The organism is Mesorhizobium denitrificans, from assembly GCF_003403035.1.
Lineage (GTDB): Bacteria > Pseudomonadota > Alphaproteobacteria > Rhizobiales > Rhizobiaceae > Mesorhizobium_G > Mesorhizobium_G denitrificans.
Genome location: NZ_QURN01000012.1, coordinates 140,335 through 152,300 on the forward strand (window position 1 = coordinate 140,335; position 11,966 = coordinate 152,300).

Genomic DNA, 11,966 nt, shown 5'->3' on the forward strand with positions numbered 1-11,966 from the left:
AGCCAAGTCAACAGCCCATTCTAATTTTTACTGCGTGACTCGCTCAAAACCGTTTCGATTTGCGCAGTCACGTCATCGATCGGCGCCATGCCGTCCACGCCGCGCAGCATACGCTTGGCGTAATAGTAGCCGATCAGCGGTGCAGTCTTTTTGTAATACTCGCGCAGCCGTTCTTCAAAAACACCCGGATTGTCATCCTTCCGGACTGGCTGACCAGCTGCTTCAGCTTCCTGCGCTCGCTTTACGATTCGCCCAACCAGCGCGCGATCGTCAACCACGAGTTCGATCACCGCATCCAGCCGCAAAGAACGCTCGCCAAGCATTCCCTCAACTGCATCTGCCTGCTGCAAAGTTCGCGGATACCCGTCGAGAATAAAGCCTCGCGCACAGTCAGGCTGCTCAATACGCTCGGCGACGATTGCGTTTACGATCTCGTCGGAAACAAGCTCTCCAGCATCCATCACCGCTTTTGCTCGCTTCCCGACTTCTGTTCCAGCCTTTACCGCGGCGCGGAGCATGTCTCCCGTAGAGAGTTGCGGAATCCCATATTTCTCAACTAGGCGCTGCGCTTGTGTCCCTTTCCCCGCACCGGGCGGGCCAAGCAATATTAGCCTCATTTTCCTCTTTTCCCTCCACGGAGCTTCGATTTCTTGATGAGACCCTCATACTGATGAGCAATAAGGTGTCCCTGGATCTGAGCGACCGTATCGAGCGTTACACTGACCACGATCAAAAGCGAAGTGCCACCAAGGTAGAACGGCACACCAGCCCAGGAAATCAAAAACTCAGGGATTAGACAGACAATCACGAGGTAAACTGCACCAACAGCCGTGATGCGCGTCAGCACATAGTCGATATATTCTGCGGTTCTTTCGCCGGGACGGTACCCCGGAATGAAGCCAGAATGCTTCTTGAGCTGGTCGGCTGTATCCTTCGGATTAAACACGATCGCAGTGTAGAAGAAGCAGAAGAACGCGATCATCGCCGCGTACAACAACATATAAAGCGGCTGACCATGCCCCAAGAGCGACAGCACGGTGCTCGCCCAAGCCGGAAGCGTGGTCGTATTTGAAAAGCCAGCAAGCGTTGCAGGCAAGAGAAGCAATGACGAAGCAAAAATCGGAGGAATCACGCCCGCAGTATTCAGCTTAAGCGGCAGATGCGATGTATCACCCTGGAACATGCGATTGCCAATCTGACGCTTCGGATACTGGATCAGCAAACGGCGCTGAGCGCGCTCGAAGAACACAATCGCGCCGATAACGATGATGCAAAGCGCTATAATTGCCAGAATCAAGCCCGTTGACATCGCCCCCGTACGGCCAAGTTCCAGCGTTTGCCCGAGCGCGTGAGGCAAGCCTGCGACGATGCCCGAGAAGATAATAAGAGAGATACCATTGCCGATGCCGCGCGAAGTTATCTGCTCACCAAGCCACATTAGGAACATTGTGCCGCCGGTCAGCGTAAGCACCGTCGAAAGCCGGAAGAACCAGCCCGGATCTGTCGCAATCCCCTGCCCCGATTCGAGTCCTACAGAGATTCCGTAAGCCTGCACCATGGCAAGCAGCACAGTACCGTAGCGGGTATACTGATTGATGATCTTACGGCCCTGCTCGCCTTCCTTTTTCAAGGCTTCAAGCGAAGGGACGACCGAGGTCATCAACTGCATAATGATCGATGCGGAGATGTAGGGCATGATGCCCAAGGCAAAAATCGCCATGCGCTCAACAGCGCCACCAGCGAAAGCATTGAACACACCGAGCACACCTTGGCTCTGTTGCTGGAAAGCGTGCGCGAATGCGTCAGGATTGATTCCCGGCAACGGAATATAGGTGCCAAGCCGATACACCAGCAGCGCGCCCAGCGTGAACCAGATGCGTTTCTTAAGGTCTTCCGCCTTTGCAAAAGCTGCAAAGTTTAAATTGGAAGCTAATTGTTCAGCAGCCGATGCCATGCACCTGGTCTCCGTAAGAGCACGCACTATCCTGTGGGTACACGCACTCTGATGCTGGATTGTCCGCGCGAAGCACGGAAAGGGGTCGCCACGACATAGGCGCGCGAGCCTAAAGATGCAAGCGGCGGCACAGTGGCCGCCGCTTGTTATTCAATTTTATTCAGCCGCCGCAGCGGGTTCTGGCAACTTAACCGACCCACCTGCCTTTTCAACAGCCTCGAGAGCCGTCTTGGAGGCGCCAGCAATGTCGAATGCCAGCTTCGTTTTCAGCTCGCCACTTGCAAGCAAGCGAACACCGTCCTTGGCACGACGAATAACACCAGCTTTCACCAGTGCTTCGGCATTCACTGTCTCTTTCGCATCGAGCTTCTTGGCGTCGATAGCAGCCTGGATCCGGCCAAGCGAGACGGCGTTATAGGACTTTGCAAACGGCTTGCGGAAGCCGCGCTTCGGCAAACGCCGGTAAAGCGGCATCTGGCCACCCTCAAAGCCATTGATGGCTACACCGGAGCGGGCCTTCTGGCCTTTGACGCCGCGGCCGCCGGTTTTGCCCTTACCAGAGCCAATACCGCGACCGACACGCTTGCTGGAATGGGTTGCCCCTTCCCTGTCACGCAATTCATTGAGTTTCATGGTCGTTCTCCAGCGCAGCTTACTTCTCGTCCACAACGCGGACGAGATGCGGGATCGAATTGATCATGCCGCGAACGGACGGTGTATCTTCGAGCGTCGAACGGCGATGCATCTTGTTAAGGCCAAGACCAACCAGCGTAGCACGCTGGCTCTTCGGCTGACGGATCGGGCTACCGATCTGCTCGACCGTCACTGTGGTTCCTGCCTTTGCAGCTTTCTTTGCCATGGCGGTTTTCCCTCCCCTGGCTTATTCTTCAGCCGTCACAGCAGAGCCGCGACGTGCCTGAAGTGTCGAATACTTGATGCCGCGTGCAGCTGCCACATCCTTCGGATGCATCTGGCTCTTCAACGCGTCAAACGTGGCGCGAACCATGTTGTATGGGTTTGAGGAGCCCATCGACTTGGCCACAACGTCGTGCATGCCGACCGTTTCAAAAACGGCGCGCATCGGACCACCGGCGATGATACCAGTACCCGGCTTGGCAGCGCGCAACAAAACACGTCCAGCACCCCAGCGACCTTCAACATCGTGGTGCAGGGTGCGGCCAGAGCGAAGTGGCACGAAAATCATATCGCGCTTTGCACTTTCCGTCGCCTTACGGATGGCTTCCGGCACTTCGCGTGCCTTGCCATGTCCAAAGCCAACGCGGCCCTTCTGGTCGCCAACGACGACGAGCGCAGCAAAGCCGAAGCGCTTACCGCCCTTCACCACTTTCGCAACGCGGTTGATGTGTACGAGTTTGTCGACGATTCCATCGTCGCGCTCTTCGCGGTCACGACCGCGCTCGCGGCCGCCTTCCCGACGTTCTTGTGCCATATCCTGTTCCTTATTCTTTTCCGGACTGACCAGGTTAAAAACGAAGCCCGGCGTCTATACCGACACCGGACCGGTTGCAAGTGAAGATCGCACCGAGTTGATACGAACTTACCTTAGAAATTCAGGCCAGCCTCGCGTGCAGCGTCTGCCAGAGCCTTAACGCGGCCATGATAGATATACGCGCCGCGATCAAAAACGACGTCCTTGACGCCAGCCTTAACGGCCCGCTCTGCAACCAGCTTGCCAACAGCCGCAGCCGCAGCAGCGTCAGCACCGGTGCGTCCACGATTGTCTTTCTCAAGGGTCGAAGCCGACGCGACCGTGTGGCCCTTTGCGTCGTCAATGATCTGAGCGTAGATGTGCTTCGATGAGCGATGCACGGAAAGACGCGGGCGCTCGCCTGCTACTTTCTTTATCTGGCGACGAACGCGCTGGGCGCGCTTCTGAACAGATGCTTTTTCAGCCATAATCGAACTTCCTGCCTTAAAAACGTTGGGGGCCGTCTGCGGTAGCTTAGCTCCCGCGACCCCCATCCGTAGCGTTACTTCTTCTTGCCTTCCTTACGTACGATACGCTCACCAGCGTAACGTACACCCTTGCCCTTGTAGGGCTCAGGACCGCGATATTCACGAATTTCTGCTGCGACCTGACCAACCTGCTGCTTATCAATGCCGGTCACGGTAATTTCCGTTGGCTTTGGCACAGAAATCGTGATGCCTTCCGGCGTTTGGTAAACCACGTCGTGGCTGAACCCAAGCGCCAACTGGAGGTTTTTACCTTGCATCGCTGCACGATAACCAACGCCCGTGATCTCAAGCTTTTTCTCAAAACCGTCTTTAACGCCGTTGAGAATGTTGAGAATCTGGGTGCGGGACATGCCCCACTTCGAGCGAGCGTCCTTGGATTGGTCGCGCGGCTCTACCGAAATATCGGAACCTTCCATCTTGACCAGAACTTCGTCGTTCACGACGAACCTCAGCTCACCCTTCGGGCCCTTAGCGGTAATGGTCTGACCGTTTACAGACGCGGTTACTCCCTGCGGGACCGCAACGGGCTTTTTGCCAATACGAGACATTTTTCTGTCCTCGTTCCTAACTTGCGTTCGCCGTGGGGCAACGCCCCTTTCGGCCTCATACTATCCTCGTGATCACCAGCCGAACGGCTGATTAGAACACCTGGCAGAGAATTTCACCGCCAACGTTCTGTTCGCGCGCCTGATGATCAGCCATCACGCCCTTCGGCGTGGACAGGATCGAAATTCCGAGGCCATTTGCAACATTCGGAATCGACTTAGCCGACACATATACGCGACGGCCCGGTTTTGAAACGCGAGCAATCTCACGAACGACCGGGTTGCCATCGAAATATTTCAACTCAATTTCGATCTCGGACTTGCCGTTGTCGAAATCGGTCTGGCTGAAATCGCGGATATAACCTTCCGATTTCAAAACTTCCAGAACACGTGCGCGAAGCGTAGAAGCCGGGGTCGAGACCGAAGTCTTCTTGCGGCCATACGCATTGCGGATGCGGGTCAGCATATCGCCGAGCGGATCAGAAACAGACATCTTTCAGCCTCCTTACCAGCTCGACTTGACCAGACCGGGCACCATGCCCAGCGAGCCGAGTTCGCGCAGTGCGATACGGGACATCTTAAGCTTGCGATAGTAGGCGCGCGGACGGCCAGTTACTTCGCAGCGGTTACGGATACGGGTCTTAGAACCATTGCGAGGCATCGCGGCGAGCTTGAGCTGCGCCTGGAAACGCTCTTCGAGCGACTTGCTTTGGTCCATAATAATCGCCTTCAGAGCACGGCGCTTGGCCGCGTTCTGCGCCACAAGCTTGCGGCGGCGGTTATTCTTTTCAACTGAGCTGGTCTTTGCCATTTCTCAAATGTTCCTTTTCTCGCTGCCGTTACTGCCGGAACGGGAAGTTGAAAGCCTTGAGCAGCGCTCTAGCCTCATCATCCGTCTTAGCGGTCGTACAAACGATGATGTCCATGCCCCAGATCTGATCAACCTTGTCGTAGTTGATCTCTGGAAACACGATGTGCTCCTTGATGCCCATGGCGTAATTGCCACGACCGTCAAAGCTCTTCGGGTTCAGTCCACGGAAGTCGCGAACCCGCGGCAACGCGATATTCACGAGGCGATCAAGAAACTCATACATGCGTTCCTTGCGCAGTGTAACCTTTGCGCCGATCGGCATATTCTCGCGAACCTTGAAGCCTGCGATAGACTTGCGAGCGCGTGTAACAACTGCCTTCTGGCCGGCGATCAGGCCAAGATCCTCAGCCGCTACCGCTGGCTTCTTGGAGTCGCCAGTGGCTTCACCCACGCCCATATTCAGCACGATCTTGTCGATGCGGGGAACCTGCATCTCATTATCGTACTTGAACTGATCCAACATGGCCTTGCGAATGGTCTCGTTATAGACCTTCTTCAGGCGAGGTTCGTATGATTGTGCTGCCTTAGCCATTGATGACTGCTCCCGAGCGCTTGGCGACGCGCACCTTCTTACCGTCGCGAACCTCGAAACCGACGCGGGTCGGCTTGCCATCCTTAGGATCGACAATCGCGATGTTGGACAGGTGGATCGGCGCTTCTTTGCTGATAATGCCGCCCTGCTGCGACTGGGACTGCTTTTGGTGGCGCTGAACGACATTTACGCCACGCACGACAGCCTTGTCGTCCTTCGGCATAACGCGAACTACTTCACCGCTACGGCCCTTGTCCTTGCCGGTCAGCACGACGACTTTGTCGCCTTTACGAATCTTTTGCATCTTTCCGGCTCCTTACAGCACTTCTGGCGCGAGCGAGATGATCTTCATGTGGTTCTTGCCACGCAATTCGCGCGGAACCGGGCCGAAGATACGCGTGCCGATAGGTTCTTTCTTGTTGTCGACGAGAACGGCTGCGTTCTTGTCGAAACGGATCACGCTGCCGTCCGGACGACGAATGTCCTTTGCCGTGCGAACCACGACAGCTTTCATCACATCGCCCTTCTTAACGCGGCCGCGCGGAATTGCTTCTTTGATCGACACAACAATGATGTCGCCAACCGAAGCGTACTTCCGCTTGGAACCGCCCAGCACCTTGATGCACATGACACGACGGGCGCCGGAATTATCAGCGACGTCGAGGTTTGTTTGCATCTGGATCATGACTGACCGCCTTCTTTTTCATGCACCGGGCTGGCAAAGCGCCCTGCCCGGCAATTCTGTTTCTTATTGAGCCTGTTCAGGGCTCAGCACGACCCAGCGCTTATCCTTGGAAATCGGCTTCGATTCCTGGATCAACACAGTGTCGCCCACCTTGTAGGCGTTGTTCTCATCATGCGCCTTGTACTTCTTCGACATGCGCACGGTCTTCTTCATAACGGGATGCGTGAAGCGACGTTCGACCTTGACGACCACCGTCTTCTCGTTCTTGTCGCTGACGACAGTGCCCTGCAAAACGCGCTTTGGCATATTTCTCGTCCTTAAGCCTTATTCTTGCGGTTTTGACCCGCCTTTTCCGCAGCAATGGTCTTGATGCGCGCGATATCGCGACGCACTTCCTTGATGCGGCCAGTCTTTTCAAGCTGACCTGTCGCCTTCTGGAAGCGCAGATTGAACTGCTCCTTCTTCAGGTCGCCCAGATCGGTATCCAGCTCGTCAACGGTCTTCGTTCTGATCTGCGAGGCTTTCATCTCAGCATTCCTTATTCGGCGATACGCTGCACGAAGCGCGTGCGAACCGACAGTTTGGCCGCGCCGAGACGCAGAGCTTCACGAGCTACTTCCTCGCTAACGCCGTCGATTTCGAACATTATACGACCTGGCTTGATACGTGCGGCCCAATAGTCCACCGCGCCCTTACCCTTGCCCATACGGACTTCAGTCGGCTTGGAGGTTACCGGCACGTCCGGGAAAATCCGGATCCATACACGTCCCTGACGCTTCATTTCACGGGTGATCGCGCGGCGGGCCGCTTCGATCTCTCGTGCAGTGACGCGATTTGGCTCCAGCGCCTTCAGACCGAAGCCGCCGAAATCGAGATTGGTGCCGCCCTTCGCGGTGCCGTGAATGCGGCCCTTGAACTGCTTGCGGAACTTTGTGCGCTTTGGCTGCAGCATTGTTCTTGTTCTCCAAATTCCCTAGGCCGCTCAGGCAGCTTCACGTTCGGAGCGACGACGGCCGCTCGGACGTTCGCCCGAATGCTCACCTTCGGTCGCGCGGCGTTCCGAAGCCATTGGATCGTGCTCAAGGATCTCGCCCTTGAATACCCAAACCTTCACGCCGCAAATGCCATAAGCTGTGTGAGCTTCTGCTGTGCCGAAATCAACATCCGCACGCAGCGTGTGAAGCGGAACGCGACCTTCGCGATACCATTCCATACGAGCGATTTCTGCACCGCCCAGACGGCCCGAGCAGTTGATACGAATGCCCTCTGCGCCGAGACGCATAGCTGACTGAACAGCACGCTTCATCGCACGGCGGAACGCGATACGGCGCTCGAGTTGCTGTGCGATCGACTGAGCGATCAACGTTGCATCGATTTCCGGCTTACGCACTTCAACGATGTTGAGATGCGTTTCGGATTTCGTCATCTCGGTCAGCTTCTTGCGAAGCTTTTCGATGTCTGCGCCCTTCTTGCCGATAACGAGGCCAGGACGACCGGCGTGAATCGTCACGCGGCACTTCTTGTGCGGGCGCTCAATCACTACCTTGGAAACAGCAGCCTGCTTGAGTTCCTTCATCAGGTACTCGCGGATCTTGAGATCTTCATGCAACAGCTTGCCGTATTCGCCGGTGTTCGCATACCAACGCGAATCCCACGTGCGGTTGATGCCGAGGCGAAGACCGATTGGATTAACTTTCTGACCCATTATGCGGCCTCCTTCACTTCGACTTCACGAACAACGATCGTGAGGTGCGAAAACGGCTTCTCGATCCGGCTGGCGCGACCACGACCACGTGCATGGAACCGCTTCATGACAATCGACTTGCCGACATATGCCTCAGCAACAATCAGCGCATCCACATCGAGATCATGATTGTTTTCCGCATTCGCAATGGCCGACTCCAGCGTCTTCTTGACGGTGCCGGCGATACGCTTGCGAGAAAATTCCAGATCATTGAGCGCCGTAGCAACCTTCTTGCCGCGAATAAGTGCAGCAACAAGGTTCAGCTTCTGCGGGCTGACGCGGATGGTGCGGAGTACCGCACGGGCCTCGTTGTCAGCAAGCCGGCGCGGGGCTTTTGGCTTGCTCATCTTTACTTCCTCTTCGCCTTCTTGTCCGCGCCATGACCGTAGTATGTACGGGTCGGAGCGAACTCACCGAACTTATGGCCAACCATCTCTTCCGAAACGGCGACCGGAATATGCTTCTGGCCGTTGTAAACGCCGAAGGTGAGACCAACGAACTGCGGCAGAATCGTCGAACGACGGCTCCACATCTTGATAACTTCGTTGCGTCCGCCATCGCGAACCTTCTCTGCCTTCTTGAGCAGGAAGCCGTCAACAAACGGGCCTTTCCAAACTGAACGGGACACGTCTGACTACCTCTCTTAGCTCTTGCGCGCGTGGCGCGAGCGCATGATGAACTTGTCGGTCGACTTGTTGGACCGGGTCTTCTTGCCCTTTGTCGGCTTACCCCAAGGCGTAACCGGATGACGGCCACCAGAAGTACGGCCTTCACCACCACCATGCGGATGGTCAACCGGGTTCATGGTCACGCCGCGATTGTGCGGACGCTTGCCGAGCCAGACCTTACGGCCAGCCTTACCCAGGTTTACGTTGCCATGGTCTGGGTTCGAAACCGCGCCAACCGTCGCAAAGCAGGAGCCGTGAACGATGCGCTGCTCGCCAGAGTTCAAACGAAGGATCGCCATGCCCTGGTCGCGACCGACGAGCTGAGCATAAGTACCAGCCGAACGAGCAACCTGACCGCCCTTGCCGGGCTTCAGTTCAACGTTGTGTACAATCGTACCAACCGGCATTGCCGACAGCGGCATCGCATTGCCCGGCTTAACGTCAACCGACGCGCCAGCAACAACCTTATCACCTGCAGCAAGACGCTGCGGAGCAAGGATATAGTTCAGTTCGCCGTCCTCATACTTGATGAGCGCGATAAATGCCGAACGGTTCGGATCGTACTCCAAACGCTCGACAGTCGCCGTCATGTCGAACTTACGACGCTTGAAATCGATGATGCGGTAGCTACGCTTGTGGCCGCCACCGATAAAGCGGGCAGTAATACGACCGTAGTTATTGCGTCCGCCCGACTTCGTCAGACCCTCGGTCAAACCCTTCACAGGCTTGCCCTTGTAGAGGCTCGAACGGTCGACCAGGACAAGCTGGCGCGTACTCGGCGTCGTCGGCTTATAGGTTTTCAATGCCATTGTTCTATCCTCGCGCCCCTGCTCAGAGCCCCGTAGCGACGTCGATGGTATCGCCGTCAGCCAGCGTCACGATCGCTTTTTTAACATCGCTCAGGCGACCAACGGTGCCGCGGAACCGCTTCACCTTGCCCTTGCGAACCAATGTGTTGACGCCGGTTACCTTAACGCCAAACAGCGCTTCTACCGCCGCCTTGATCTCTGGCTTCGTCGCTTTCCGAGCGACGTTGAAAACGACCTGGTTCTGTTCAGAAGCCATAGTCGACTTTTCAGTGATCGCCGGGCTGACGATCACGTCATAATGGCGAAGATCGGTCATTTGAAGCGCTCCTCAAGAGCCTCGACAGCCGCCTTCGAAAGGACCAGCGTACCGCGGCGCAGAATGTCATATACGTTGATGCCCTGAACCGGCAGAACATCAATGTTGTGCAACGCACGAGCTGCACGGGCAAAGTTCAGATCAACCTCTGCACCGCCGATGACCAACGCATTGGTCAGGCCCAGCGTTTCAAAGTTTGCCGCAAGCGCCTTGGTCTTCGCGTCGGCAAGCTTCAGCTCATCAATCACGATGATGCTAGCAGACTTTGCTTTGGCAGACAGAGCGTGCTTGAGACCAAGCGCACGAACCTTCTTCGGAAGATCGTGCTCATGGCTACGAACAACCGGGCCGTGCGCCTTGCCACCGCCACGAAACTGCGGAGCGCGTGCCGAAGAGTGACGAGCGCGGCCCGTTCCCTTCTGCTTGTACATCTTGGCGCCAGTGCGAGCGATATCCGCGCGGCCCTTTGCCTGATGGGTGCCCTGCTGCTTCTTAGCAAGCTGCCAACGCACAACGCGCTGCAAAATGTCTTCGCGAGGTTCAAGGCCGAAAATCTCTTCCGAGAGCTTCAGCTTGCCGGCATCCTTGCCAGCGAGTGTGGTGATCTTGAGGTCCATTATTCGGCTCCTTCAACGGCCGGAGCTTCAGTCTTGGCGGCACCAGCACGCAGAGCAGCCGGCTTCGGCGCATTCTCAGGCAGCGCAACCTTGACGGCGTCGCGAACCAGTATCCAGGCACCCTTTGTGCCCGGCACCGCGCCACGGATCAGGATGAGTCCGCGATCAGCGTCGGTAGCATGGACTTCGACATTCTGCGTGGTCACGCGGGTTGCACCCATGTGGCCAGCCATCTTCTTGCCCTTGAAAACCTTACCCGGATCCTGGCGCTGACCGGTAGAACCGTGCACGCGGTGAGAAACCGAGTTACCGTGGGTCGCGCGGCCACCACCGAAGTTGTGGCGCTTCATGACACCCTGGAAGCCTTTACCAGTCGAGGTACCCGTAACGTCGACCTTCTGGCCGGCGACGAAGTGATCGACCGTGATCTCCGAGCCTACGTCCAGCATATTGTCAGCCGAAACGCGGAACTCAGCGAGCTTTGCCTTTGGCTCGACGGAAGCTTTCGCGAAATGGCCGCGCATCGCCTTCGACGTATTCTTTACCTTGGCAAGACCGACGCCGAGCTGAACAGCATTGTAGCCGTTCTTTTCTGCCGTACGCTGTGCCACGACCTGGCAGTTCTCCATGCGAAGAACCGTGACCGGGATATGTTCACCGGCGTCGTTGTAGACGCGGGTCATCCCGATTTTCTGAGCTATCACACCTGAACGCATTGGTTCATCTTCCTTCAGAGGAGCCATTGGAAATTATCCTCCGGCTCTTGTTCCTTGCTCGATTAGAGCTTGATTTCGACGTCGACACCTGCCGCGAGGTCGAGCTTCATAAGAGCATCGACGGTTTGCGGAGTTGGATCGACGATGTCGAGCAAACGCTTATGCGTACGCATTTCGAACTGCTCACGGCTCTTCTTATCGATGTGCGGCGACCGATTCACAGTGAACTTCTCGATCCGGGTCGGAAGCGGGATCGGACCACGGACGTTTGCGCCAGTGCGCTTCGCCGTAGAAACGATCTCGCGCGTCGAAGCGTCGAGCACACGATGGTCAAACGCCTTGAGGCGAATACGGATATTTTGGCCGTTCATCACTTCAGTTTTCCTTGTTCTGGCGCGGCGCGGGCGAATTCCCGCCCGCGACAGATCATTGTTCTTTTTTACTCGATGATGCTTGCGACGACGCCAGCGCCGACGGTGCGACCGCCTTCGCGGATAGCGAAGCGCAGCTTCTCTTCCATGGCGACCGGCAC

At 56.5% G+C, this 11,966-nt stretch carries 24 protein-coding genes; all 24 read right to left on the reverse strand.

The window, feature by feature from the left end:
- Window positions 1-20: 20 nt before the first annotated feature.
- The gene (locus DY251_RS15725) at window positions 21-617 is read right to left on the reverse strand and encodes an adenylate kinase (protein WP_116624861.1); all 597 of its coding nucleotides are present in this window, start codon (window positions 615-617) and stop codon (window positions 21-23) included.
- Entirely contained in the window at window positions 614-1,954 is a 1,341-nt protein-coding gene (secY, locus tag DY251_RS15730) for a preprotein translocase subunit SecY (RefSeq protein WP_116624862.1), read from the reverse strand. The genes DY251_RS15725 and secY overlap by 4 nt, the downstream gene beginning before the upstream one ends.
- A gap of 156 nt (window positions 1,955-2,110) precedes the next feature.
- Window positions 2,111-2,587, reverse strand: a complete 477-nt coding sequence (gene rplO / locus DY251_RS15735) for a 50S ribosomal protein L15 (protein WP_116624863.1) — start codon at window positions 2,585-2,587, stop codon at window positions 2,111-2,113.
- 19 nt (window positions 2,588-2,606) lie between these two features.
- Window positions 2,607-2,813, reverse strand: coding sequence for a 50S ribosomal protein L30 (gene rpmD / locus DY251_RS15740; protein WP_116624864.1), 207 nt, complete (start codon window positions 2,811-2,813; stop codon window positions 2,607-2,609).
- 21 nt (window positions 2,814-2,834) lie between these two features.
- Window positions 2,835-3,404 carry a 30S ribosomal protein S5 gene (rpsE, locus tag DY251_RS15745; RefSeq protein ID WP_116624865.1) on the reverse strand — a complete coding sequence of 190 codons (570 nt, stop codon included), beginning with the start codon at window positions 3,402-3,404 and terminating at the stop codon, window positions 2,835-2,837.
- Window positions 3,405-3,517: 113 nt separating this feature from the next.
- On the reverse strand, window positions 3,518-3,871 hold the full coding sequence (gene rplR / locus DY251_RS15750; protein ID WP_116624866.1) for a 50S ribosomal protein L18: 354 nt from the start codon (window positions 3,869-3,871) through the stop codon (window positions 3,518-3,520).
- A 74-nt stretch (window positions 3,872-3,945) separates the two neighbouring features.
- Complete coding sequence (gene rplF, locus DY251_RS15755; protein WP_116624867.1) at window positions 3,946-4,479, reverse strand: 50S ribosomal protein L6; 534 nt, start codon at window positions 4,477-4,479, stop codon at window positions 3,946-3,948.
- 91 nt (window positions 4,480-4,570) lie between these two features.
- Complete coding sequence (gene rpsH, locus DY251_RS15760; RefSeq protein ID WP_116624868.1) at window positions 4,571-4,969, reverse strand: 30S ribosomal protein S8; 399 nt, start codon at window positions 4,967-4,969, stop codon at window positions 4,571-4,573.
- Window positions 4,970-4,981: 12 nt separating this feature from the next.
- Complete coding sequence (rpsN, locus tag DY251_RS15765; RefSeq protein WP_116624869.1) at window positions 4,982-5,287, reverse strand: 30S ribosomal protein S14; 306 nt, start codon at window positions 5,285-5,287, stop codon at window positions 4,982-4,984.
- Window positions 5,288-5,315: 28 nt separating this feature from the next.
- The gene (gene rplE / locus DY251_RS15770) at window positions 5,316-5,879 is read right to left on the reverse strand and encodes a 50S ribosomal protein L5 (RefSeq protein ID WP_116624870.1); all 564 of its coding nucleotides are present in this window, start codon (window positions 5,877-5,879) and stop codon (window positions 5,316-5,318) included.
- Entirely contained in the window at window positions 5,872-6,183 is a 312-nt protein-coding gene (gene rplX / locus DY251_RS15775; RefSeq protein WP_116624871.1) for a 50S ribosomal protein L24, read from the reverse strand. Before rplX ends, rplE begins: the two co-directional genes overlap by 8 nt.
- A gap of 12 nt (window positions 6,184-6,195) precedes the next feature.
- Window positions 6,196-6,564, reverse strand: coding sequence for a 50S ribosomal protein L14 (rplN, locus tag DY251_RS15780; protein WP_116624872.1), 369 nt, complete (start codon window positions 6,562-6,564; stop codon window positions 6,196-6,198).
- Between the two features lie 63 nt (window positions 6,565-6,627).
- A complete protein-coding gene (gene rpsQ / locus DY251_RS15785; RefSeq protein ID WP_116624873.1) occupies window positions 6,628-6,870 on the reverse strand; it encodes a 30S ribosomal protein S17 in 243 nt (80 codons plus the stop codon).
- A gap of 11 nt (window positions 6,871-6,881) precedes the next feature.
- Window positions 6,882-7,091: a 50S ribosomal protein L29 gene (gene rpmC / locus DY251_RS15790; protein WP_116624874.1), complete on the reverse strand. Its 210-nt coding sequence runs from the start codon at window positions 7,089-7,091 to the stop codon at window positions 6,882-6,884.
- A gap of 11 nt (window positions 7,092-7,102) precedes the next feature.
- Window positions 7,103-7,516 carry a 50S ribosomal protein L16 gene (gene rplP / locus DY251_RS15795; protein ID WP_116624875.1) on the reverse strand — a complete coding sequence of 138 codons (414 nt, stop codon included), beginning with the start codon at window positions 7,514-7,516 and terminating at the stop codon, window positions 7,103-7,105.
- 30 nt (window positions 7,517-7,546) lie between these two features.
- Window positions 7,547-8,269, reverse strand: coding sequence for a 30S ribosomal protein S3 (gene rpsC, locus DY251_RS15800; RefSeq protein ID WP_116624876.1), 723 nt, complete (start codon window positions 8,267-8,269; stop codon window positions 7,547-7,549).
- Entirely contained in the window at window positions 8,269-8,655 is a 387-nt protein-coding gene (gene rplV / locus DY251_RS15805) for a 50S ribosomal protein L22 (protein WP_116624877.1), read from the reverse strand. The genes rpsC and rplV overlap by 1 nt, the downstream gene beginning before the upstream one ends.
- A gap of 2 nt (window positions 8,656-8,657) precedes the next feature.
- Window positions 8,658-8,936, reverse strand: coding sequence for a 30S ribosomal protein S19 (rpsS, locus tag DY251_RS15810; RefSeq protein WP_116624878.1), 279 nt, complete (start codon window positions 8,934-8,936; stop codon window positions 8,658-8,660).
- A gap of 15 nt (window positions 8,937-8,951) precedes the next feature.
- The gene (rplB, locus tag DY251_RS15815; RefSeq protein ID WP_116624879.1) at window positions 8,952-9,785 is read right to left on the reverse strand and encodes a 50S ribosomal protein L2; all 834 of its coding nucleotides are present in this window, start codon (window positions 9,783-9,785) and stop codon (window positions 8,952-8,954) included.
- 22 nt (window positions 9,786-9,807) lie between these two features.
- Window positions 9,808-10,101: a 50S ribosomal protein L23 gene (locus tag DY251_RS15820; RefSeq protein WP_116624880.1), complete on the reverse strand. Its 294-nt coding sequence runs from the start codon at window positions 10,099-10,101 to the stop codon at window positions 9,808-9,810.
- On the reverse strand, window positions 10,098-10,718 hold the full coding sequence (gene rplD, locus DY251_RS15825; RefSeq protein WP_116624881.1) for a 50S ribosomal protein L4: 621 nt from the start codon (window positions 10,716-10,718) through the stop codon (window positions 10,098-10,100). The genes DY251_RS15820 and rplD overlap by 4 nt, the downstream gene beginning before the upstream one ends.
- Window positions 10,718-11,434 (reverse strand): 50S ribosomal protein L3, encoded by a 717-nt coding sequence (gene rplC / locus DY251_RS15830; RefSeq protein WP_116624900.1) that lies wholly within the window; start codon window positions 11,432-11,434, stop codon window positions 10,718-10,720. The genes rplD and rplC overlap by 1 nt, the downstream gene beginning before the upstream one ends.
- 62 nt (window positions 11,435-11,496) lie before the next feature.
- Window positions 11,497-11,805 carry a 30S ribosomal protein S10 gene (gene rpsJ / locus DY251_RS15835; RefSeq protein WP_007066362.1) on the reverse strand — a complete coding sequence of 103 codons (309 nt, stop codon included), beginning with the start codon at window positions 11,803-11,805 and terminating at the stop codon, window positions 11,497-11,499.
- A gap of 68 nt (window positions 11,806-11,873) precedes the next feature.
- The coding region (locus DY251_RS15840; protein ID WP_147307443.1) for an EF-Tu C-terminal domain-related protein at window positions 11,874-11,966 on the reverse strand (93 nt) is incomplete at its 5' end.

Coding starts and splice junctions, on each gene's coding strand:
- DY251_RS15725 (WP_116624861.1), bottom strand. CDS start 617: ATGAGGCTAATATTGCTTGGCCCGCCCGGTGCGGGGAAAGGGACACAA.
- secY (WP_116624862.1), bottom strand. CDS start 1,954: ATGGCATCGGCTGCTGAACAATTAGCTTCCAATTTAAACTTTGCAGCT.
- rplO (WP_116624863.1), bottom strand. CDS start 2,587: ATGAAACTCAATGAATTGCGTGACAGGGAAGGGGCAACCCATTCCAGC.
- rpmD (WP_116624864.1), bottom strand. CDS start 2,813: ATGGCAAAGAAAGCTGCAAAGGCAGGAACCACAGTGACGGTCGAGCAG.
- rpsE (WP_116624865.1), bottom strand. CDS start 3,404: ATGGCACAAGAACGTCGGGAAGGCGGCCGCGAGCGCGGTCGTGACCGC.
- rplR (WP_116624866.1), bottom strand. CDS start 3,871: ATGGCTGAAAAAGCATCTGTTCAGAAGCGCGCCCAGCGCGTTCGTCGC.
- rplF (WP_116624867.1), bottom strand. CDS start 4,479: ATGTCTCGTATTGGCAAAAAGCCCGTTGCGGTCCCGCAGGGAGTAACC.
- rpsH (WP_116624868.1), bottom strand. CDS start 4,969: ATGTCTGTTTCTGATCCGCTCGGCGATATGCTGACCCGCATCCGCAAT.
- rpsN (WP_116624869.1), bottom strand. CDS start 5,287: ATGGCAAAGACCAGCTCAGTTGAAAAGAATAACCGCCGCCGCAAGCTT.
- rplE (WP_116624870.1), bottom strand. CDS start 5,879: ATGGCTAAGGCAGCACAATCATACGAACCTCGCCTGAAGAAGGTCTAT.
- rplX (WP_116624871.1), bottom strand. CDS start 6,183: ATGCAAAAGATTCGTAAAGGCGACAAAGTCGTCGTGCTGACCGGCAAG.
- rplN (WP_116624872.1), bottom strand. CDS start 6,564: ATGATCCAGATGCAAACAAACCTCGACGTCGCTGATAATTCCGGCGCC.
- rpsQ (WP_116624873.1), bottom strand. CDS start 6,870: ATGCCAAAGCGCGTTTTGCAGGGCACTGTCGTCAGCGACAAGAACGAG.
- rpmC (WP_116624874.1), bottom strand. CDS start 7,091: ATGAAAGCCTCGCAGATCAGAACGAAGACCGTTGACGAGCTGGATACC.
- rplP (WP_116624875.1), bottom strand. CDS start 7,516: ATGCTGCAGCCAAAGCGCACAAAGTTCCGCAAGCAGTTCAAGGGCCGC.
- rpsC (WP_116624876.1), bottom strand. CDS start 8,269: ATGGGTCAGAAAGTTAATCCAATCGGTCTTCGCCTCGGCATCAACCGC.
- rplV (WP_116624877.1), bottom strand. CDS start 8,655: ATGAGCAAGCCAAAAGCCCCGCGCCGGCTTGCTGACAACGAGGCCCGT.
- rplB (WP_116624879.1), bottom strand. CDS start 9,785: ATGGCATTGAAAACCTATAAGCCGACGACGCCGAGTACGCGCCAGCTT.
- DY251_RS15820 (WP_116624880.1), bottom strand. CDS start 10,101: ATGACCGATCTTCGCCATTATGACGTGATCGTCAGCCCGGCGATCACT.
- rplD (WP_116624881.1), bottom strand. CDS start 10,718: ATGGACCTCAAGATCACCACACTCGCTGGCAAGGATGCCGGCAAGCTG.
- rplC (WP_116624900.1), bottom strand. CDS start 11,434: ATGCGTTCAGGTGTGATAGCTCAGAAAATCGGGATGACCCGCGTCTAC.
- rpsJ (WP_007066362.1), bottom strand. CDS start 11,805: ATGAACGGCCAAAATATCCGTATTCGCCTCAAGGCGTTTGACCATCGT.